We start from the raw sequence: 21,492 nt of genomic DNA on the forward strand, positions 1-21,492 counted from the left end.
GGATGTCGCTATGGAACTCGACCTCAAGCGCGCCGCCGAGCGGCTCGGCACAACACGCCCGAAGCTGATGCAACTCATGCGGGAAAAGGGGCTACTGGGTGCCGACAACCTGCCTGCTCAGCCAACACGCGATGCGCGATACCTGCGCGTGAAGGAAACGCCCTGGCAGCACGCCGAACTGGGCCAGCAGTACAGCTACACCACCCGGCTGAAGCCTGGCGGCTTGGCATGGCTGGCACGGCAACTCGGCATCGAGCGCCCTGCTCCGCCACTCAAGCCGGACCCTCGGGAGGTGGCATGAGCAGCCAACAGCTGGAAACCCGGCCGCGCCAGTACGCCAGGCAGATCATCGCGAAAGGCACCCTCGCAGAGCGCAACGCCGCCCTGCGGGAGGTGCCCGAGCACCTGCGCGCGCTAACCAAACGCCACTGCCTCAATACATGGGGCCACCCGGCATACGCACCCAAGCAGGAGGCCAGGCCAGCCAATGACTAGCGCAAACCAAACACCGCTGCGCCTGCTGCAGGCTCCAGAGGCTGCCACCATCGAACTGCTCTATCGCACTTTCGGCGATGTGCTTGTGCCCCTGGAAAGGCTGCGCGTGCAGTACTTCCGCAACCTCAACGAGCAGTCGTTTGTGGCCGAGATCAACAGCGGCCGCATTCAACTGCCCATCACCACCCTGGACAGCAGCCGCAAGGCCCCCAAGTACGCGCACATCCGCCACGTTGCCGCGCTGATCGACATCCGCGCCTACAAGGCGGACGAGGAAATGCCCCGGCCACAGGGCGACGCCACCGAACCAAACGACTGACCGACAACCGCTGCCACCACCAGCGCCACCACCCAGGAGCACACCATGGAACTCACGACACCACAGATCTACGCCCTGTTTGCCATTGCCGCCGCAATCGCGGTGCTGATCGGGATCACTTACTGCGCCGGCCTGAAAACCGGCCGCAAGTCGGCCGACGACTTGATCGGCAAGCTGGAGAAGATCAACGCAGCTACCAGCAATAGTCTGGCTAAACGCACCGCCGACCTGGTTGAAACCAATCGTCTGCTGGACAGCCGCGAAGCGGCCCTGACCAAGCTGCGCCAGTGCTTACGAGAGGAACAGGCCGACCACGACACGGTAGCCAATCAGTTACGGGCCACGCTCCAGCACGAAATTGCCAACCGGCTCACCCACGACGACTGGCTCACCCTCAAGCTGGCCGCCAAGCAGCTCGGCGTTACTGCCCACCAGTTCGCCAAGTCCGGCAGCAGCAGGATCAACCAGGCGGGCTTGGCGCAGGCACGCATCAATGACATGGCCAACCGAGTGAAAGAGGCCCTGGACGAGCCGTTGGCACTTTGCGAGCCCACACCGCAGTTGCACGCGGTGCTGCCGGCCGAGCAGGCAAGCAAGGATTCGACCTGGGAGCGCACCGATGCCGCCCAGCCCGCCATAGCGATGTGCATGTGAGGGCCGCCCAGATGAAACGCCACTACCCCCTTCTGCGCCTCAGCCCCGAGGCCGCTGGCAAACTCCAGCACGACCACACCCGCGCCCTAGCCAACCTCGAACGGCTCAGGAACGAGCTAACCGCGCTGGAGCTTCAGGTACGCACCGAGTTCGGCCCCCAAATTCTGCACCTACTGCGCACCAACGCGCGCAATGCAGCGCTGGCCCAGCAACTGAAACGGGAGATTGCGGCATGAGCCCAGCGAGTGATGGCCAAATGGAACTATGCCCAAAACTGGGCCAGATTCGGACCCCAAGGGGAAAACTCATCCATACAGTACTGAGCTACCCAACACTCAGGGCCGGCAGCAGCGCCGGCACCTGCGAGCTGTTGAGGCAAACCCTCACAGGAGTAGCTCATGACACGACTAGCAATACGCGCCGGACTGGCCCTACTGGTACTAGCAGCAGCGGTGCTCTATGCCCCGCCCGCATTCTGAACCTAGCCACCGCCACCGCTATAGCCAAGGCCGTGCGTCAGCACGGCGGCGGCCTGGTACAGGCCACCCAGCCGCGTGCCGCTTTGCGCAGCCGCCATCAGTGCCCGAGCGGGGGCGCTATAAAAAGTCTCTGCTGCGGAGCAGCAGGCAACATTGCCTTTGCTCCCAGCGACTCCGCGACTCTCGAATACCCCAAGACATGCGTGCGCTGGGCGCAAAAAATGAGCACCTCGCTCCGCTCTACTACCCGCCCGCCCGCGCAGCTTGCAGTGGGGTATGAGACCTCATCACCCCACAGGGCGGATGGAAACAGGGGTACCAATAAGGCCAGCGATCCGCAAGTAATCCTGCTCAATCGTCGAACGGCAGTCAGAAATAGCCCACTGCCGTTTCAACAGATTGCCCCTTGCTACCTCGAGGTTAGAGGGCCCGAGGGCGGGCCATTGTTTGATTTCAAGAAAGACCTCAGCCAAGTGGTTGATGATGATGAAAATGCAGCCAATAACACCTGGGGACAATGGCTGAGTCAGCAGGGACCTGAGGGTCTTATCCGCCTCAATCAGTCTCAGGGTGCTGATTCCATCCCGATGGAGAAAAGCACTCCCAGACTGAAGCTGAACATAAATTCCTTGAACAGACGAAGCAGCCTCATGAGCAGCAGACTCAACCAGTTTTGCGGCCCGCAGGTCATTCTCAAGGCTTGCCATCCTTGCACTTTCTCGGTCTCTGGCATGCGACCTTTCAGCAACCAGAAACGCCGCGACGATGGCGGCAATAGAGCCGAACGCCTGCACCCACGCAGGAGCGGTCACGGCACTCCAAGGCAGGAAATACAAACTGATAGCCAAGAATGCGGCCGGTGGAGAAACCAGCAACAACTTGGGGTTGAACTTGATCGTCACCTCGTCGGGCAGCATGCACATTTCCTTGGCATTCATAATCAGGCGAGCTTGCAGCTTCATCGCGCCCGCGTCCAGCGAGGTGCAGCATGACCATCCGAAATATCGTCAGCGTCTCCCGCGCGCCACCCTGCTGGTGGCCATCGTCCTGGCAGCCGAGCTACATCGCCATCCACTACCACCGATTGCTACAGCTGATGGCTACCCCACACAAAGCGAGGGATTCGGAATGAACATGAATCTAGAAGGACCGGTCGACGTACTCCTCACATATAACCTCATCGATCTTGCTCCAGAGCGTCTTTTCAGCTGCAGCCCGATTCTCCCAACCCATTTGCTCCTGGCCCTCATATGTAAAGTTAGTTACTTCTGGCTCCCCGTATGGCCAGACAATCTGAACCATAGCGGAATGCGGCTGAGTCTTCGGACCAAGCCATGTTATGTAGACTTTTGCCCCACTTCGGTTTACTGGCCCAGGCGGTGGCGAAGACAACTCAGCTGCGCAGCCTCGCTCCTGGTGAAACTTATCCAACAGCACGGCAGCCCCATCTGGCCAGGGCAGTGCGTCCTTAGTTATCCCCAGGAGATCCCGGCGGGAGCGCAAAAGGCTAACCGACCCTGGGTTAGACCCGCCCTCCTTCCAATCGCGCAATTGACTACAGATCAACCGAGCATGGCTCACGCTATTTCGCAAAGTATTCAGCGCAGAAAGATGCTTTGCAGGGACCAGTTCCATTGGATACTGGGAGACCGCCAGCTCCAACACTTGCCATTCTTCAGGTCTGCCAGCGCTGATGAAGAGCTCTATCGCATGGCCTTCCCTTTCTCTATTAAGAAAGCAGTTACTGAGCATCCACAACTTCTCGTAGCACTCCTCCGAAAGCAGACGGAGCTGTCCCGCCGCCGTGCGCTCCCGCCGGAGCTCAGCATGACGACTGTGATAGATCGGGAGAGCAGCAGCGCCAATCAACGCAAGCACCGTGCCGATAGCCTGCACCCAAGCCGGCGCACTGGGACTACCCCATGGCACAAAGAACAGCCCAAACAGCAAGAGTGGAGCCACCGGGGACACCAACAGCGACTTGGGGTTGAACTGGATCGTGATTTCTTCGGGCAGCATGCGCAAATCCTTGGCATAGAAGGTCAAGCGAGATTGCCGGCACCTCACCACCGTGTCCAGCGAGGTGAAGCATGAGCATCACCACGCCCGTCATCCGCTACCACGGCGGCAAGTTTCGTCTGGGCACCTGGGTGCTCGATCACTTTCCGCCGCACAAATGCTACGTCGAACCCTTCGGCGGCGCAGCCGGCGTGCTGGTCCAGAAGCCACGCGCCTATGCCGAGGTTTACAACGACCTGGACGGCGATATCGTCAACCTGTTCCGCGTGCTGCAGGACGAGCAGAGCAGCCGGCGGTTGATCGAGCTACTGGCCATCACACCCTATGCCCGCGCCGAGTTCGAGCTGGCATGGCAAGCCACTGAAGATCCGGTCGAGCGCGCCCGTCGCCTGATCATCCGTGCCCAGATGGGTTTCGGCTCGGCCGTCGCGAGCAAGGGCATCACAGGCTTTCGCATCGATACAGCCCGCGCCTACGGCACTGCCCAGCAGCTGTGGGCGCGCTACCCGGAGCACCTGGTGCTGGTCTGCCAACGTCTTGCCGGTGTGTTGATCGAGAACCGCCCAGCTGTTGAAGTGCTGCAGGCCCATGACGCACCCGAAACCCTTCACTACGTTGACCCGCCATACATGCACGACACCCGCGTTCGCGGCGCGCAAAAGGGCCGGTACTATCGCCATGAAATGAGCGACCGGGAACACGGCGAGCTGCTGGCCACCCTCAAAGCCCTGCGCGGTTTCGTTGTCGTCAGCGGTTACCCAAGCGAGCTGTATCAAGCCGAGCTGGCACGCTGGACGATGAACACCACCACGTCGCGCATCAGCGCCGGCCGAGGCGGCAGCACCCGCCAGGAATGCCTATGGATCAACCCCGCCTGCATGGATGCCCTGCACCAGCGTGGGCTCGCATTGGAGGGAGCGGCGTGATCGGCATCCCCGAAACAGACACCCTTGAGAAGGCGCGCATCAGCGCCAACATCAACACGGGCTACCAAGTCACCACTGCCGATGGCCGCCCAGCCCGTCTAGTCATTATCGATGCAGACGGTAACGTCATCGAGGCGGGGCCAGCAGTTGCCCTTGAAGCCTGGAACGTCTGCATCGCCGTACAAAAGAACTTCTGGATCGGCCAGGGCCACCTGGTGGTGCACAGCTCACCACCGGGCCAGAGCAAGGTTTCCAATGCGGCATAAGTAATCGATCCGCCCTTGCTAAAGCCAGGGCGGAATACTGATCCAGTCAATTAACCGCAGCATTAGCTCAGCAAGCACGCTGGCGAGGATATCTAGAAGGAATTCAGCAAGACGATATCGCATGAGGGTGCCCTCATTTGTTGTTGAGGACTATTTAGATACTCCGAAAATGGAAACAGAAAAACAACTTTTCAGTCTTAAGCATGAAGTTTTGTCGCAGAGACAAATTGATATTGACAAAAATATGAATAATATATCGCGACCTGAACTCACAAACAGATATGCACCCAACACTCTCGATTAACTTTGTACACCTTCACTTGCCATCCAGACACCACTCCGCCGATCAACCCGCAGCAGTAGAGGCCGGCCAGCTTTCGGCACCAACATCACATCGATGTTTTTACTCTGCCGCCCTTCCTCACCGATGCCACGCATATAAACGACGATGCGCTCAAACGTATCCATCACCAGCTGCCGCACCAGATCCCGCGCAGCATAGTCATTGGCTTCAACCTCAGCCGTCAGCGCCATCCAGCGCGCCGCCTGCGCGGGTTGCACATTTGTCGATCGGGCAGCCAGCAACCGCTCAAGCTGTTGCACCTCGGCCTGCGCTTCTCCCAACTGCTGCTCAACCTCACGCGCCCGCCGCACAAATGCCAGCGGCGCTGCACCACTGTCATCAGCCAGCACAGCATCCGTAATTTTACCCAGCTGGCGCTCCAGCTCATTTGCTTTGCGGCGGGCGGTGGCCAGCTGCTCACGTATACCGCGGCCATCGTCCGGCGTCTCATGCAAACGCTGCAGGTTGAGTTGGTCACCGCAGTAATTGAGAATCGCGCGCTCGATGGGCACCACGCTGCAACTGCCGCCAGCTCCGCATCCACCCTGCTTGCTGTAGGACGTGCAATGCAATCGGCGATGACCATCCAACAAGCTGCCATCCGGCTTCTTATTGCGCCCCATGATGTTCTGGGCCACCAATGCGGTACCGCAATAGCCGCAGAATGTGCGGCCGATACCCGTGATGATTCCTGGTATCTCACCCGCACCGCGCCGCCGGTACCGCTGCCCAGCCAGCAACTGCAGATCGTCGAATTCGGCATCAGTCAACAGTGCAGGGTAATAACCCTCGAGTAGATAATCCTCGCCTCCGACACTGATGCGTTTGGCACCCCGTAGCGCCGGCAGCTTTATCAGCCGGTAGATCTGCTGGCCGGCGATACCCCAATCCGTCAGCGCATAACCCTCCGCGTGCATCAGTTTCGATGCACGACCAGCGCCAAGCCCTTGCTTGTAAAGTTCAAGCGCCCGCCGAACTGCGGCTACACGCTCAGGCACCAGGTGCCACTCGCTTCCTGTCCATTCCAACCAGGCCGGGTCTTTGCCATTGCGCACCAGGCCGCGATAAGTGCCAGCCTGCCAGCCCTCGCACAGCCGGCGAATGCTGGCCGTTACCCGCTTGCTCTTTGTGTCGGACTCTTCGTGCGCACGGATCATCACCAGCAGGCTGTAAACCAGGTCCATCGGCTGCGCTTTCAAACCGGCGCGGTTGTACTCCCGCCCGTCGCTGGCAGTCACCACCGTGATACCCGCGTTGATGATCTGCGCCAACTGCGCCTGGGCCTGGATCGGCTCAGCCCGGCTCAAACGGTCAAGCCCCTCAACTATAAGGACAGAGCCATCAGGGATAAGCCCCTCACTCACAGCCAGCAGGAACGCGCCCAGCGCCCCCTGCTTGACGTGCTGCTGGTGATAGGCCGACAACCCCTCATCACGCAACGACAGGGACTCATCCAGCACCAACCCCCGCTCAGCCGCCCACCGCTGCGCATATTGCAGCTGACGGTCGGCGCTGCTTCCCGTCGCCTGCCGCGGATCAGAAAACCGCAGATAGCTGTATACTCGCGCCCTAATTTTTGCTCTCCCGTGAATAGCCCATGACCACATTAGAAACTAAAAAAGTCCCGAGTGTAGGGTTTATATCGTTAGGTTGCCCCAAGGCTTTGGTCGATTCCGAACGTATCCTGACCCAGTTGCGCATGGAAGGTTATGAAGTGGTGCCGACCTATCAGGACGCCGATGTGGTGGTGGTCAATACCTGTGGTTTTATCGACAGCGCCAAGGCCGAGTCCCTGGAAGTGATCGGCGAAGCCCTGGCCGAGAACGGCAAGGTTATCGTCACCGGCTGCATGGGCGTGGAAGAAGGCGCGATCCGCAAGGTGCACCCCAGCGTACTGTCGGTAACCGGCCCGCAGCAGTACGAGCAGGTGCTCAACGCCGTGCATGAAGTGGTGCCGCCGAACAAGGAACACAACCCGCTGATCGACCTGGTGCCGCCACAGGGCATCAAGCTGACCCCTCGCCACTACGCCTATTTGAAAATTTCCGAAGGCTGCAACCACAGCTGCAGTTTCTGCATCATCCCCTCGATGCGCGGCAAGCTGGTCAGCCGCCCGGTCGGCGAAGTGCTCAGCGAAGCCGAGCGCCTGGTCAAGGCCGGGGTCAAGGAGCTGCTGGTGATCAGCCAGGACACCAGCGCCTACGGCGTCGACATGAAGTACAAGACCGACTTCTGGAACGGCCAGCCGGTGAAAACCCGCATGACCGAACTCTGCCAGGCGCTCTCGACCTTGGGCGTCTGGGTGCGTTTGCACTACGTCTACCCCTACCCGCACGTCGACGAGCTGATCCCGCTGATGGCCGCTGGCAAGATCCTGCCGTACCTGGACATCCCCTTCCAGCACGCCAGCCCGAAAGTGCTCAAGGCCATGAAGCGCCCGGCCTTCGAAGACAAGACCCTGGCGCGGATCAAAAACTGGCGCGAGATCTGCCCGGAACTGACCATCCGCTCGACCTTTATCGTCGGCTTCCCCGGCGAAACCGAAGAAGACTTCCAGTACCTGCTCAACTGGCTGACCGAAGCCCAGCTCGACCGCGTTGGCTGCTTCCAGTACAGCCCGGTGGAAGGCGCGCCGGCCAATGACCTGGATCTGGACGTGGTGCCGGACGACGTCAAGCAGGACCGTTGGGACCGCTTTATGGCCCACCAGCAGGCCATCAGTACTGCCCGTCTACAGCTGAAAGTCGGCAAGGAAATGGACGTGCTGATCGACGAAGTCGACGACCAGGGCGCAGTCGCCCGCTGCTACGCCGACGCCCCGGAAATCGATGGCAGCGTGTTTATCGCCAGCACCGCAGTCAAGCCCGGCGACAAGGTCCGGGTACGCATCGTCGATGCCGACGAGTACGACCTGTGGGCCGATCTGATCTAAACCGCATACCCCCTCGTCGTCCTGACGAGGGGGTATACGCTGCTGTTCTAAACTGCTGCTAAGTCCAACAACCGGGCCAACCCCATGGCCAAGCTCAAGGTCTATTACGACGGTGCCTGCCCGCGCTGTGTGGCTGACCGGCACCGTTATGAAAAGCTGCGCACACGTAGCGACGACAGCGTGGAATGGGTTGACATCAGCGGCAAGGAAGAACAGTTGCGGGCGACCGGCATCGACCCGTACCTGGCCCTGACCGAACTCCACGTCGAAGACGCCCAGGGTCATATCCACCGCGAGTTGGACGCCTATATCCTGCTGATGTCGCGTATCCCGCTGCTGCGTCCACTGGCCTGGCTAGTCGGCCTGCCCGTCCTCAAACCCATGCTGTCCTGGAGCTATCGCTACTGGGTGCTGCGTCGCCTGCGCCGCGAAGGACGACTGTAGAAGTATGCCGCCCCCCCGTCAGCGTCGGCCTTGCTGCAGCCGCGAAGCGGCCATCACCGTGCCATAAACTTCCTTGACCCCTTCGGCGAACTTGTCGATGGAATGCTCCGCCGCCACCAGCAGGGCGTGCCCGGACATCTCACTGCGCAAGCGTTCATCGTCTAGCAACTGGATCACCCGCTCGCACCAGGGGGACAGTTTCTCTGCAGTCTTGAAGCCGTTATAGCCCTGCCTGATCACATCATCGATACCACTCGAGCGCACCGCCACCACCGGCAGCCCCGCGGCCATCGCCTCAAGGATCACCATGCCCTGGGTCTCCGATTTGGAGGCGAAGATAAACACCTCGCCCAGGCGGTAATACAGGGCCATCTGTTCGGGCGGCACCGCGCCGAGCAGGCGGACGTGGCGGCCGAGCTGCAACGCGTCGATACGTGCCTGCAGCCGCTCACGCTGCGGCCCGTCGCCGATCATCAGCAAGACCCAGGTCTGCATGCACTGCCCGCGCAGACTGCCGAGTGCATCAATCATAAAATCGATGTTCTTCTCGTCAGAAAGGCGGGCAACGCTGAGCAGTACCCTCTCCTCGCCAATGCCCAGTGTCTGCCGCAGCTGCTCGACCTGCGCCGCTGTCACCGCCTGGAAGCGCTGGAAATCGATGCCAGTGGGCTGGACGAAGATCGGCTGTTTCACACCGATCATGCGCAGATACTCTTCGGCGGAGTAAGTCGGCACTATCACCGCTTCGCACTTGTTGGCGAAGCGCTTGATCAGCGCATGGGAAATCAGATTACGGAACAACGTGCCGGGCAGTGGCACGAAATGGGCGTAGTGTTCCAGCCGGGTATGGTAGGTGAACACCGTGGGCACACGCAGCCTGCGGGCCAGCAACAGGCCCAGCGAACCCAGCCAGAACGGATGGTGCAGGTGTATCAGGTCGGGGCGAAAGGCCCTGACCGCCTGGCCGATGCGACCCAGAAAAATATTGGCCAGGCGAAATTCGCGCTTCTCGCCCAGGGCCAGCAGCGACGGCACCCTGAGTACCCCCACCTCCTCGCGCGGCTGCTCGCGATAACGCGGCACGACCAGCAGCACGGCATTGCCCAGGGCCTCAAGCCCGCGCCGCAAGCGCTCGATCGAAACCGGTACGCCGCCGATAAACGGCAGGTAGTTGTTGCTGAACATGGCCACGCGCAGTGGTCTGTCGACCCAGGGCGAAGGGTCCAGGTCAAAGTTCGGGTAATAGTCGCGTTCGGCGAAGGCCAGTACATAGAGCTTGATCGCGGCGATGGTCAGGCCGCTGACCAGCAGGATGAAATTCAGGTAACTGACGTAGAACAGCGAGTATATGAACAGCCACAGACTCTCGACCCGTTTGAACAGTGGATGCTGCTCCCCCTCCAGACGCCGCAGGTGGGTTTCGATGCCCTGGGCAGTAACCGACACCTGCACATAATGGGGAAAGCTGGCGGGGTCATTCAACAGCAGGCCGCCCGCACCGCCGGTGGCGATAAAGCGGGTGCGACCGCGGCGCTGTTCGGCAAACAGCGGCACCTCGGCGGCAAACACCGCCGTGACCGCGTGCCGATCGATCAGCTCCAGCAGCGCATCGCGAAACGCCGCCGGCTGCAGATAATCCTGCGCCTCGACAGCGCCGGTCAACGGTTCATCAGACAGCAGTGGCTTGCCGGTGAAGAGAAAGATCTGTTGCGCGTCCTCCTGCCCCAACAACTCCTTGAGCCAGAGAACCTGCCAGCGCCAGGGCGTCTTGCCGGTGCTGTCGAGAAAGATAAAACGACGAGCACCGGCACGGAAACTGAAGAAATGCGGGCCGAAATGCTCATAGAAACGGTAGCTGCCGAACTCTTCGTATTCATGGGCGGCAAAGGTCAGCAGGTAGGGTATCCGCAAGTGGCCCAGACTGCCGTGCAGCGCCCGATACTTGTCCTCGCCGCCGCCACTGACCGCATTGCCCGCGGAAACCATGAAATCGACCCCGGAGTCATTCAGCAGGGGAATGATGCGCCGCTCGAAAATGCCGATGGAATTATTGATATTGCCCACCACCGCAAAACTGAAATTCTCCCGCCCCGCCAGTCGCGCCTGAATCGCCTCGACCTGGGAAGTGTGTTCCGCCTCGAAGTCCGACAGCACCAGGTTCAGATAAGCCTTGTAACCCAGCAGCAGGCCAACAATCAGCACGTTGCAATAGAAAAGCAGCTTGAGCGGACGACGCACTCTCATTCGGAATTCATCCGGCTGGGCCAGGCGCACGGACAAACCGCCAGACCGATAAACAGAGCAGGTGCACTGGCGATCCCAGGCCGCACCTGAGTCAGGAGATAACCATACCTTCAGGCCGCCTGACCTATTAAGCATCGCTGCCCCATTAAGCATAGTCAGGCATGGCAGCGCCAATCCGGGCAGGTGCCTGTCGCCGCCCACTGCTGTCATCGGGTCGCCGCAGCCCGGAGTGACGAGCGCATATACCGCCTATTCCGCCCCGCCCCATAGTTAGCCGCGCCCCAGCCTCCTACCTGCCCCTCGACCGGGTCGGTAGGCTGTTGTATATATCGCCGCAACGCCTGCTGACTTAATCATTTGCGCCCACCAGCCGATCAGGTCGCAGCGCCAAATCGCTTCATACAAGGACGTCAACCATGGAAATACGCTGCATCGCGCCCAGCGAACTGGATGCACTGTTGGCCCTTTATCAGCACCTGCACCCGACGGATGAAGCACTGCCGCCACGCAGCCAGATTGAAGCCGTATGGCAATCGATCACAGGCAACCCGGGCTATCGCTACTTTGGCCTGTATCAGGACGCGGCTCTGCGCGCCAGCTGCTGCATCAGCCTGGTGGCCAACCTTACCCATGGCTGCAGACCCTATGGTCTGATTGAAAATGTGGTCACCCAGGCCGAATACCGCAAACGCGGCTATGGCCAGGCACTGCTGGCCCATGCCCTGGCATTCGCCTGGTCCCAGGGTTGCTACAAGGTGATGTTGAGCACCAGCAGTAAAGACCCGGCCACCTGGCAGTTCTACCAGGCCGCCGGTTTTGATCGATTCGAAAAGCAGGCGTTTATTGCCAGGCCGCCTGTCCTTTAGCGCCACCATGATGATGACGCTGAAGGGATTACGCTCGCCCAGGGGCACTGCCCGGCTTTAGGCCTGGGGCAGCAGCAGGCGCACCTGCACGCCGTCGGCAGTATTGGCGATCTGCAATGCGCCGCCGTGCAGCTGCATCACTTCCGCGACGAAGTTCAAGCCAAGACCGGTGCTTTTGCGCCCGCTGCCGGGACGCGGCAGGGAGTAGAAACGCTCGCACAGGCGCGCCAGGGCGTAGTCGGGAATCGGCTCGGCCTGGTTGAACAGCAGCAGCTCGATCTGCCCGTCCCGGGCGTTGGCACTAAAGCGCAGCAAGCCGCCGTGCGGGGTAAAGTCGAGGGCATTGTCGAGCAGATTGGCCAGGGCCTGACGCAGCAAAAAGGCCTCACCGCGTGCGCTCAAGTCAGCGTCTATATGGTTTTCAATCTGCAGCCCCGCCGCTTCGATACGCGCCATCTGCGCCTGCAGCAGGGAGTCGACCAACGCCTGCAGCGGCACCGCCACCTGCTCCTCCAGGCCCTGGCGCTGCTCGACCTGGGCCAGGTGCAGCAGACGCTCGATCAGCTGCTGCATGCGCGCGCTTTCCTGTTCGATATTGGCCACGAAACGCTGGCGCTGTTCGCTGGGCATCTCGCTGTCGAGCAGTTCCGCCGCGCCGCGAATCGCCGCCAGGGGGCTCTTCAGTTCATGGGTCAGGGTGTGCACATAGCGTTCGACATAGGCCTTGCCTTCCAGCTCGGTGCGCATGCGTTCGACCGCCTCGGCCAGTTGCCCCAGCTCGCCGCCGTGCAGGCTCGGCAATTCGGCGCGCTGCCCGGCGCTGACCGCCTGGGCATAGCGGGTCAGCTTGCGCAGTGCGGCGCTGAGCCACCAGGACAGCAGCGCGCCGATCAGCAGGCCGAGCACGATCAGGCCGCCGCCGAGCCAGGCCAGGCGCAGCTCGGAACGTTCGATATAGGGCTGCAGGCTGCTGTTGGGCTTGGCCACCGAGACCACGCCGATAATCCGCGCGCCGTCCATGATCGGCGCGGCCACGTACATCACCGACGAGCCCTCATCGTTCGGGTCTTCCTTGGTCGAGCGCGCGCCGTATTCGCCGCGCAGGGTCAGGTACACGTCGTTCCAGCGCGAGTAGTCCTGGCCCACCGCCGCCCCCGTGGAGTCGAGGAGGACGATGCCCTGGGCGTCGGTGACATAGATACGGTGATTGACCCGGTTTTTTTCCAGGCCCCAGATCTGTGCCCGCGGCTGGCGCTGGCCGTAGGCCTTGAGCAGTTCGGGCAGGCGGCTCTGTTGCAGACGACCGGCCTTGACCTCATCGCGCAGAATTTCCGCCAGCAGGTTGGCGGTGTCGACCAGGGTTTCCTCGGTGCTCTGGCGCACCCCGGGACGGATTTCGTCCATCACCGTGCTCAGCACAAACCAGCCGGCCAGACCGACAAACAGGAAATACACCAGAAAGATGCGAATCCCCAAGGGCATCAGGCGTGCCTCGGCGAATAGCTGTAGCCCAGGCCGCGGTGCGTCTGGATCGGCTCGGCGGCAGCCGCCACCTGGCGCAGCTTGGCGCGCAGGCTCTTGATATGGCTGTCGATGGTGCGCTCGTAACCGACATCGGCGGCCACGCCCAGGCCATCGAGCAGCTGCTCGCGGGAAAACACCCGCTCGGGCTGGGCCAGCAGCTGTTGCAGCAGACGGAATTCATGCCGGGTCAGGCCCAGCAACTGGCCGTGGTAGTGGATCTGCACGCGTTCGCTATCGAGCCGAAACGGCCCGCTGACCGGGCTTGCGACCAGCGGCTCACGCGGGGCCATGCGTTTGAGAATGGCCTTGACCCGCGCCGCCACCTCGCGCGGGCTGAAGGGTTTGACCACATAATCGTCAGCACCGATTTCCAGGCCCACCACCCGGTCGATTTCCTCGCTGCGGGCGGTAAGAAAGATCACCGGCACCTCGGAGACGCGCCGCAGCCGCTTGCACACCTCGAAGCCACTGATATCCGGCAGGCCGACGTCGAGAATCAGCAGATCGGCCGGGCTGCGCGCCTGCTGGGCCAGGGCCTCTTCACCGAGGGTCAGCCAGGTGCTGGTAAAGCCCTCGCCGTGCAGGGCGAAGATCAGGGTGTCGGCGATGGCGGCTTCGTCTTCGACAATCAGAATATGCGGCATGGGCGTCCTGCTCGTGGGCAACTCGGCGAGGAGCCTGCGGCAGGCCGCGGTCAGCGTCAAGGCTGGGCGCAGATCGTAGGGTGGGTTAGCGGCGCTAAGCATTGAACGCGAGAACATCCACGCAGGCCGAGCGCCGCGTAACCCACCACCCCGCTAGCCCTGCCGACCGCCCGGTGGGTTACGGCGCATCCATATCCGCGCAATCTTGCAGAACCCAGACATGCGCCTAACCCACCCTACAGATAGCAACGGGACGGCTAATCGAGCTTGAAGCGCGCGGTATTCTGCTCCAGTGCCTGGCTGCCCTGGCGCAACTGCTCGGCGGCGGCGCTGACCGCCTGGGCTCCGTCAAGCAGGGCGCTGGCGGCCTGGTCGACCTGCTGAATATTGCCGCTGACTTCATCGGCGGTGGCCGCCTGCTGTTCGGCGGCGGTGGCGATCTGCGCCAGGCGGTCGCTGACCAGCTGCACCGATTCGACTATAGCCCCCAGGTCTTCGCCCATGGCCAGCACGCTACCGACATCACCCTCGGCCTGCTGTACCGCCTCCTCCATCAGGGTCACGGACTGGCCGACCACCCGGTGCAGGTTGGCCACCGTTTCGGCGATTTCCGCCGTGGAGTTCTGCGTACGCTGGGACAGCGAACGCACCTCGTCGGCGACCACGGCAAAGCCACGGCCCTGCTCGCCGGCACGGGCCGCCTCGATGGCGGCATTGAGTGCCAGCAGGTTGGTCTGCTCGGCAATCCCCTTGATCACATCCACCACCCGGGTGATCTGTTCGGTCTGCTCGCGCAGTTGCTGCAGGGTGGCCGCGCTGTCGCCCAGGCGACGGCTGAGCTGACGCATGCTTTCACTGGTACGGGCGCTGCGCTGGTTGCTCTGGTTGGCGATCTCGCGAGTCTGCCCGGCCTCCACCGCGGCTTGTTCGCAGCTTTGCGCGACGCTCTGTGCGGTGGCCGCCATTTGCGTGGCGGCGGCAGCAATCTGACTCATCTGCGCCTGCTGCTGCTCGACCGACTGCAGGGCGTTCTGCGCCTCACCATTGAGCATGCCAACCGTATTGCCGAGCTGCAGACTCTGCTGGTTGACCCCCTGCATGGAGTCGCGCAACTGGCTGACGGCGGCATTCAGGGCCTGGGCGATACTGGCCAGATCATCCGCGCCGTGCACCTGCATGCGCACTCGCAAGTCGCCGTCACGCAGGCCTTCGGCGGCCAGGATGATGCCGGCGGTGCTACGGCGGATCGAGGCATTGAGGCAGAACAGCACATAGAGCGCCAGCAGGGTCAGCAGGCTGAACACGCCGATCGCCTCGGCCATCAGGGTCAGCGCCGCGCTGCGGTATTGCCCCATGCTCGCGTCGAACTGCCGATACAGCGCCTGCTGCAGGGCATTGAGCTGGCCCTGCAGCAACTCGATGCGTTGCACGAACTGCTCGGGCGTCAGGGCCATGGGGCTGGCCTCGAACATGTCGCGGTCAATCCCGGCAAGAAAGCTTTCATAGCCTTGCAGGGCCTCGCTATAAGGCTCCTGCAATTGGCGCATCGCCTCGGGGGCTTCCAGGCTCAGGGTGGCCTGGGCCTTGAGCAGCTGGCTGCGCGACTCGTCGAGATTGCGCCGCAGGTCGCGAATCAGCACCCGGCTCTGCAGGGTGAAGTGCTGCGACACCACCGCGCCATGGCCCTGACTGGCAAAGCTGCCCAACTGTTCGAGCAAACGCGGCAAGGTATAGGTCAGCTGCTCCATCATCAGGTAGGTGTCGAGTTGCGGATCGAGTATCAGGCCGCTGTCGGTGGCCACCTGCTCGCGCAACGCCAGCAGGCCCAACAGGGTCTTTTGGTAACGTTCCAGGGCATCGGGCAGGGCCAGTTTGCCCAGGGCCTCGACACTCAATGCGCCCCGTTCGGCTTCCAGCCCCTGAAAATGCTGCCTGGCCTGCTCGCTGACCAGCTCGTCCTGCAGCGGCGCGGCCAGCGCCTGCAATGCCTGATCGAGATTGCCGGCGCGCTGCTGCATCAGCGCCTCGGCCTGGCTATCGGTGCCCTTCCAGCGTGCCAGCAAGGTGCGCTGTTCGATCAGTGCCTGCTGCACGTCCGCCATGGCCTGCAGCGCCTGCATGCCCTGCCGCTCGTGATCGATGGCGCGCAGGCGCTCCAGATAACTGCTGCTGATCACCCACAGCGAGAACCCCAACGGCAGAGCAAATAGAACAAACACCAGCTGAAACTTGCGCGCGAAGCTGAAACGCTCCAGCAGCCGCACCCCCGGTTTGAGTACTCCAGTCATAACTACCTCACCCTGTGTAACGCACCTTCTAGGTGGGTGCGCTAAAGCAACAGATCAAGCAAGAAACGCGCCCGCGTCAAACGTCAACTAACAGGCAGTTGCCTTGAGCATAGTTAACCTTGCGTTCGGCGACGTAACCTGACTGAGCGGCGCGAAGCCCAACAAGGCACGGGTCGGCGGAGCTGCGCCCAGGCGATTGGCGTTGGCCTGAGCGCGCCCCCGCCTAGAACCCGGTCCAGAGCTGGTTGACATGCTGAAAGCCCCAATCGGCGGCGGATTCACGCGCAACGATCCTGTCGCGTCCGACCAGCCTGGCCAGATCGAGAGTTTCCTGGGGAATCGGAGTCTTCGACTTGGCCGAGAAAAACACCTTGACCTTGGGCGCGAGCAGGGACCCGGCCTGCTGCTCCATGACCACGCCAATGCGCCCGCTTTGCAGGCGCACCAGCGAACCCACCGGGTAAATGCCCACGGTTTTGACAAAGGCCTGGAACACCTCGGGATCGAAATGACCTTTCCACTCGGCCATCTTGCGGATCGATTCGGCCGGGTCCCAGCCAGGCTTGTAGGCCCGGTTGGAAGTGACTGCGTCATACACGTCGCACACCGCCGCCATACGCGCATACAGGCTGATCTGCTCGCCGGCCAGGCGATGCGGATAACCGCTGCCATCCATCTTCTCGTGGTGATGCAGACAGACGTCCAGCACCAGCGCACTGAGCTGCTTGCTCTCAAGCAGCATGTGCGAGCCCGCCACCGGGTGATCACGCACCGTGGCGAACTCGCTGTCGGTCAGCTTGCCCGGCTTGTTCAGCACGGCATCGGGTATGGCCATCTTGCCAATGTCGTGCAGCAAACCGGCCAGCCCGGCCTCACGCACCAGGGCTTCGCTCAGGCCCAGTTGGCGCGCCAGGGCAATCATCAGTGCGCAGACGGCCACCGAATGCATGTAGGTGTACTCGTCGGCATTTTTCAGCCGCGCCAGGCTGATCAAGGCATGGGGATGGCGCAACACCGAATCGGAGATCTCCTCGACCAGCTCGCCCGCCCGCTCGAACTGCAGCGCCTGGCCCATCCGTGCATCTGCAAACATGCTGACCACCGCCGCCTTGGAATTGGCGCACAGCTTGACCGCACGCTGCAGCTCATCCTCCATCGTCACGCCCAGGCGAGCGGGCCGGCTCTGCACCGCCGCCAGCAGGCTGGCTTCGGCTGCAGCCGCGACATCTTCGGGACTGACGCTGAGGGTGTCCTCGGCGACGTCAAGGCCCTTGCTGACATCGATCCACAGCTGGCCAATGCTGCTGGCGCGGATCCGCTGCAGGTCTTTTTCCGACTTGAGGAGAAACTTGGCTTTCCAGAAGGGATGATCCATCCATGCACCACAGAACTCATGGATAAACATGCCAACACAGAGGTCGGTCACAGCGATGCACTTCAACATAGATCGCCCTCGAGTCAGGAAAAACCAGCGCGCCATGACAGCGTAGACGATCAAGGCCCCGGCATTATCACGAAGCGGAGCGGATAGTGGCTATACGACATCAGTTGCAGAGGACCGGCTTGGAAGCGCCGCCGGCACTGCTTATGATCGAGGCTTTCGCGCCATAAAAGGACTTGCCATGCGCCGCCTGCTGACCGCCATCAGCGTGACCCTGCTGTTGCTGCTCAATACCCTGCTGTTGATTGGCCCCTTGCTGCTGATCGCCCTGGGCAAGTTCGTGCTGCCCGGCAAGGCGCTGAAGACCGCAAGCTCGCGCGGGGTGATGTGGGTGGCGGAGAGCTGGGCCGAGCTGAACAAGCTGATCTTCGCCACGCTGCTGCCGACCCGTTGGGATATTCGCGGCAACGCCGAGCTGCGCCAGAGCACCTCCTACCTGGTGATCAGCAACCACCAGAGCTGGGTGGACATTCCCGCCCTGATCCAGGCATTCAACCGCAAGACGCCCTATTTCAAGTTCTTCCTCAAGCAACAGCTGCTCTGGGTACCCCTGCTCGGCCTGGCGTTCTGGGCCCTGGATTACCCCTTTATGCGCCGCTATTCCAAGGCGTTTCTGGCCAGGCACCCCGAACTCAAGGGTCAGGATCTGCAGATCACCAAGCGTGCCTGCGCCAAGTTCAAGGACCTGCCGGTGACCGTGGTCAACTACCTGGAAGGCACCCGCTTCACCCCGGCCAAACACGCCGCCCAGGGCTCGCCCTACCGCCATCTGCTCAAGCCCAAGGCCGGTGGTGTGGCCTTTGTTCTCGCCACCCTGGGCGAGGAGCTGGACAAGGTGCTGGATGTCACTGTGGTTTATCCGCACGGGCGCATCCCGGGTTTCTGGCAGCTGATCAGCGGCCAGGTGGACAAGGTCATAGTGGACATCCAGACCCACGAACTCGACCCGGCGCTGTGGCAGGGCGACTACGAGAATGACTCGCTCTTTCGTGAATTTGTGCAGGGCTGGGTGACGAAGCTGTGGGAAGAAAAGGATGCGCGGATCGCGCAGATTCGTGCAGAAGGCTGAAATGGGTCGCGGCTAAAGCGCCTCCCACATGGACACTTGTGTCCTGCGGGCGGGGCTTTAGCCGCGATGGTTTAACGACCCTTGATCAGGCCGCGCTAAACAGCTTGTGCGGGTCGATCACGAATTTCTTCGGTACCCCGGCATCGAACTCGCCGTAACCACGCGGTGCGTCGTCCAGGCTGATCACCTGCACGCCGACTACTTCGGCGATGTTGATCCGATCCCACATGATCGCCTGCATCAGTTGGCGGTTGTACTTCATCACCGGGGTCTGGCCGGTGTGGAAGCTGTGCGACTTGGCCCAGCCAAGACCGAAGCGGATGCTCAGTGCGCCCTTCTTCGCGGCGGCATCGACCGCACCTGGATCATCGGTGACGTACAGGCCGGGAATACCGATCTTGCCAGCGACCCGCACCACGCCCATCAGCGAGTTGAGCACGGTGGCCGGGGCTTCGTGTTGCACGCCTTCATGACCATGACCGCGGGCCTCGAAGCCCACCGCGTCGATGGCACAGTCGACTTCCGGCTCGCCCAGCAATGCAGCGATCTGCTCGTGCAGCGGAGTGTCCAGGGACAAGTCGGCGATTTCGAAGCCCTGGGCCTTGGCATGCACCAGACGCACCGGGTTGACGTCGCCGACAATCACCACCGCCGCGCCAAGCAGGCGTGCCGAAGCAGCGGCGGCCAGACCGACCGGACCGGCACCGGCGATATACACGGTGCTGCCTGGGCCGACGCCGGCGGTGACTGCGCCGTGGTAGCCGGTAGGCAGAATGTCGGAGAGGCAGGTCAGGTCACGGATCTTCTCCATGGCCTTGTCGCGGTCCGGCAGTTTCAGCAGGTTGAAGTCGGCGTAAGGCACCATGGCGTATTCGGCCTGACCGCCGGTCCAGTCGCCCATATCGACGTAGCCGTAGGCACCGCCGGGACGCGCCGGGTTGACCGACAGGCAGACGCCGGTGTGTTGTTCCTTGCACGAGCGGCAGCGGCCACAGGCGACGTTGAACGGCACCGAAACCAGATCGCCAATCTTCAGGTTCTCGACGTCGCTACCCTTCTCGATCACTTCGCCGGTGATTTCATGGCCCAGTACCAGACCGGTTTGCGCCGTGGTGCGGCCGCGCACCATGTGCTGGTCGGAGCCACAGATATTGGTGGAAACCACGCGCAGGATAACGCCGTGCTCGATCTTCCTGCCGCGCGGGTCCTGCATTTTCGGATAGTCGATCTTCTGCACTTCGACCTTGCCAGCGCCGAGATAGACGACGCCACGATTACCAGACATTGGGTGTTCTCCTTTGTTGTTGTGGATACAAAGGCGCGACCGGCGGCCACGCGGCCTTGCAGTGGAGCGTTATGTGTCGGTTGCGGGTGGGCCGAGAGATTGGCAGTCGGCGGGGTCCACCCTGCAGGGGCCAGCTTGCTGTGATACGGCATCCCGGCGATCCGATAGCGTTTCAGCAGCGGTGCGCACAGCCTAGGCAGCCCCGCGCACCCTAAGGTTTATGCGTGTAGCACCACGGTACGGTTGGCGTTGAGGAACACCCGCCGTTCGAGGTGGTAGGCGACGGCCTTGGCCAGGGTCTGGCACTCGATATCGCGGCCCCTGGCGATCAGATCTTCGGGGTAATGGGCGTGATCCACCGATTCCACGCCCTGGGCGATGATCGGCCCCTCATCGAGGTCGTTGTTGATGTAGTGGGCGGTAGCGCCGACCAGCTTGACGCCCTTCTGATAGGCCTGGTGGTAGGGCTTGGCCCCCTTGAAGCCGGGCAGCAGCGAGTGGTGGATATTGATCGCCCAGCCATCGAGCTTGCGGCACAGCTCCGGCGACAGCACCTGCATATAGCGGGCAAGTACCACCAGTTCCGCCCCGGTCTGCTCGATCACCTGCAGCACCTGGCGCTCCTGCGCCGGCTTGTCGTGGGGATCGAGGGGAAAGTGGTAATAAGGGATGTCGTGCCAGCGCGCCAGGGGCTCCAGGTCCGGGTGGTTGGAGACCACGGCCACCACGTCCATGGCCAGGTGGCCGATGCGCTGGCGATAGAGCAGGTCGTTGAGGCAATGGTCGGCCTTGCTCACCATCAGCACCACCTTGGCCCGGTAACCCGGCGGGGTCAGCTCGACCTGCATGCCAAAGGCGCTCAGGCGCTCGTCGAGGCCGGCGCGAAAGGCCTGCTCGTCGAAGTCGTCGGGCTGGCGGAACTCCACGCGGATAAAGAAGCGCGAGGACAGGCGGTCATCGAACGAGTGATGCTCGGTGACGTAGCAACGCTGCTCGAAGAGAAAACGGGTCACCGCATCCACGGTGCCGAGCACGCTCGGGCAATGGGCGGTGAGAATCCAGGTATCCGGGGTGCGGCTCATAATAAACTCCGAAACAAACTCAATTGCTTTGCACCCCTCTCCCCCCGGGAGAGGGGTCGGGGGTGAGGGTTCTGGAAGACCGCGCGATCTGCTTTCGCCTCTATCACAAACAGCGACTGAGTAGGACAGGTAGAACGCGGTCTACCCCTGCCCTCACCCCAGCCCTCTCCCG

The 21,492-nt window shown here is 62.0% G+C and carries 21 protein-coding genes; 11 read left to right on the top strand and 10 right to left on the bottom strand.

Annotated features, from left to right (window positions below; translation table 11 throughout):
- Positions 1–10 precede the first annotated feature (10 nt).
- From WMW70_RS12335 to WMW70_RS12355, 5 genes are read left to right on the top strand one after another with little or no spacing between them, the layout of a single operon-like run.
- Positions 11–301, top strand: a complete 291-nt coding sequence (locus WMW70_RS12335) for a phage antirepressor KilAC domain-containing protein (protein WP_341437799.1) — start codon at positions 11–13, stop codon at positions 299–301.
- Positions 298–495 carry a hypothetical protein gene (locus WMW70_RS12340; protein ID WP_341437800.1) on the top strand — a complete coding sequence of 66 codons (198 nt, stop codon included), beginning with the start codon at positions 298–300 and terminating at the stop codon, positions 493–495. The genes WMW70_RS12335 and WMW70_RS12340 overlap by 4 nt, the downstream gene beginning before the upstream one ends.
- Positions 488–814, top strand: coding sequence for a pyocin activator PrtN family protein (locus WMW70_RS12345; RefSeq protein WP_341437801.1), 327 nt, complete (start codon positions 488–490; stop codon positions 812–814). Before WMW70_RS12340 ends, WMW70_RS12345 begins: the two co-directional genes overlap by 8 nt.
- A gap of 45 nt (positions 815–859) precedes the next feature.
- The gene (locus WMW70_RS12350) at positions 860–1,468 is read left to right on the top strand and encodes a hypothetical protein (RefSeq protein ID WP_341437802.1); all 609 of its coding nucleotides are present in this window, start codon (positions 860–862) and stop codon (positions 1,466–1,468) included.
- A gap of 11 nt (positions 1,469–1,479) precedes the next feature.
- Positions 1,480–1,704 carry a hypothetical protein gene (locus WMW70_RS12355; protein WP_341437803.1) on the top strand — a complete coding sequence of 75 codons (225 nt, stop codon included), beginning with the start codon at positions 1,480–1,482 and terminating at the stop codon, positions 1,702–1,704.
- Between the two features lie 530 nt (positions 1,705–2,234).
- On the opposite strand, the gene WMW70_RS12360 is transcribed toward WMW70_RS12355, so the two are convergent.
- Both WMW70_RS12360 and WMW70_RS12365 read right to left on the bottom strand, forming a co-directional pair.
- The gene (locus tag WMW70_RS12360; protein ID WP_341437804.1) at positions 2,235–2,909 is read right to left on the bottom strand and encodes a hypothetical protein; all 675 of its coding nucleotides are present in this window, start codon (positions 2,907–2,909) and stop codon (positions 2,235–2,237) included.
- Positions 2,910–3,087: 178 nt separating this feature from the next.
- Positions 3,088–3,966, bottom strand: a complete 879-nt coding sequence (locus tag WMW70_RS12365) for a hypothetical protein (protein WP_341437805.1) — start codon at positions 3,964–3,966, stop codon at positions 3,088–3,090.
- Positions 3,967–4,037: 71 nt separating this feature from the next.
- Between WMW70_RS12365 and WMW70_RS12370 the strand changes: the two genes are divergently transcribed.
- Both WMW70_RS12370 and WMW70_RS12375 read left to right on the top strand, forming a co-directional pair.
- The gene (locus WMW70_RS12370; RefSeq protein ID WP_341437806.1) at positions 4,038–4,892 is read left to right on the top strand and encodes a DNA adenine methylase; all 855 of its coding nucleotides are present in this window, start codon (positions 4,038–4,040) and stop codon (positions 4,890–4,892) included.
- The gene (locus tag WMW70_RS12375) at positions 4,889–5,158 is read left to right on the top strand and encodes a hypothetical protein (RefSeq protein ID WP_341437807.1); all 270 of its coding nucleotides are present in this window, start codon (positions 4,889–4,891) and stop codon (positions 5,156–5,158) included. The genes WMW70_RS12370 and WMW70_RS12375 overlap by 4 nt, the downstream gene beginning before the upstream one ends.
- A gap of 300 nt (positions 5,159–5,458) precedes the next feature.
- Here WMW70_RS12375 and WMW70_RS12380 read toward each other — a convergent pair whose 3' ends face one another.
- Complete coding sequence (locus WMW70_RS12380; RefSeq protein ID WP_341437808.1) at positions 5,459–7,108, bottom strand: recombinase family protein; 1,650 nt, start codon at positions 7,106–7,108, stop codon at positions 5,459–5,461.
- On the opposite strand from WMW70_RS12380, the gene rimO reads away from it, so the two are divergent.
- Both rimO and WMW70_RS12390 read left to right on the top strand, forming a co-directional pair.
- Positions 7,099–8,433 carry a 30S ribosomal protein S12 methylthiotransferase RimO gene (gene rimO, locus WMW70_RS12385; RefSeq protein WP_341437809.1) on the top strand — a complete coding sequence of 445 codons (1,335 nt, stop codon included), beginning with the start codon at positions 7,099–7,101 and terminating at the stop codon, positions 8,431–8,433. The genes WMW70_RS12380 and rimO overlap by 10 nt on opposite strands.
- Positions 8,434–8,517: 84 nt before the next feature.
- Entirely contained in the window at positions 8,518–8,877 is a 360-nt protein-coding gene (locus WMW70_RS12390) for a thiol-disulfide oxidoreductase DCC family protein (protein ID WP_341437810.1), read from the top strand.
- Between the two features lie 18 nt (positions 8,878–8,895).
- Here the strand turns inward: WMW70_RS12390 and WMW70_RS12395 are convergent, their stop codons facing one another.
- Positions 8,896–11,121, bottom strand: coding sequence for a glycosyltransferase (locus WMW70_RS12395; protein ID WP_341437811.1), 2,226 nt, complete (start codon positions 11,119–11,121; stop codon positions 8,896–8,898).
- 416 nt (positions 11,122–11,537) lie between these two features.
- Between WMW70_RS12395 and WMW70_RS12400 the strand changes: the two genes are divergently transcribed.
- A complete protein-coding gene (locus WMW70_RS12400; RefSeq protein WP_341437812.1) occupies positions 11,538–11,987 on the top strand; it encodes a GNAT family N-acetyltransferase in 450 nt (149 codons plus the stop codon).
- Between the two features lie 57 nt (positions 11,988–12,044).
- Here WMW70_RS12400 and creC read toward each other — a convergent pair whose 3' ends face one another.
- The 4 genes from creC to WMW70_RS12420 all read right to left on the bottom strand — a co-directional run bounded on the left by creC (position 12,045) and on the right by WMW70_RS12420 (position 17,887).
- On the bottom strand, positions 12,045–13,469 hold the full coding sequence (gene creC, locus WMW70_RS12405; protein WP_341437813.1) for a two-component system sensor histidine kinase CreC: 1,425 nt from the start codon (positions 13,467–13,469) through the stop codon (positions 12,045–12,047).
- Positions 13,469–14,155, bottom strand: a complete 687-nt coding sequence (gene creB, locus WMW70_RS12410; RefSeq protein ID WP_341437814.1) for a two-component system response regulator CreB — start codon at positions 14,153–14,155, stop codon at positions 13,469–13,471. The genes creC and creB overlap by 1 nt, the downstream gene beginning before the upstream one ends.
- A gap of 257 nt (positions 14,156–14,412) precedes the next feature.
- Positions 14,413–16,443, bottom strand: a complete 2,031-nt coding sequence (locus WMW70_RS12415) for a methyl-accepting chemotaxis protein (protein WP_341437815.1) — start codon at positions 16,441–16,443, stop codon at positions 14,413–14,415.
- Positions 16,444–16,666: 223 nt separating this feature from the next.
- Entirely contained in the window at positions 16,667–17,887 is a 1,221-nt protein-coding gene (locus WMW70_RS12420) for an HD-GYP domain-containing protein (RefSeq protein WP_341437816.1), read from the bottom strand.
- Positions 17,888–18,065: 178 nt separating this feature from the next.
- Between WMW70_RS12420 and WMW70_RS12425 the strand changes: the two genes are divergently transcribed.
- Positions 18,066–18,953 (top strand): acyltransferase, encoded by an 888-nt coding sequence (locus tag WMW70_RS12425; RefSeq protein ID WP_341437817.1) that lies wholly within the window; start codon positions 18,066–18,068, stop codon positions 18,951–18,953.
- Between the two features lie 85 nt (positions 18,954–19,038).
- On the opposite strand, the gene fdhA is transcribed toward WMW70_RS12425, so the two are convergent.
- Positions 19,039–20,238, bottom strand: a complete 1,200-nt coding sequence (fdhA, locus tag WMW70_RS12430; RefSeq protein WP_341437818.1) for a formaldehyde dehydrogenase, glutathione-independent — start codon at positions 20,236–20,238, stop codon at positions 19,039–19,041.
- A 218-nt stretch (positions 20,239–20,456) separates the two neighbouring features.
- Complete coding sequence (gene purU, locus WMW70_RS12435; RefSeq protein WP_341437819.1) at positions 20,457–21,320, bottom strand: formyltetrahydrofolate deformylase; 864 nt, start codon at positions 21,318–21,320, stop codon at positions 20,457–20,459.
- Positions 21,321–21,492: the final 172 nt, after the last annotated feature.

Source organism: Pseudomonas sp. XK-1, assembly GCF_038069885.1.
Lineage (GTDB): Bacteria > Pseudomonadota > Gammaproteobacteria > Pseudomonadales > Pseudomonadaceae > Aquipseudomonas.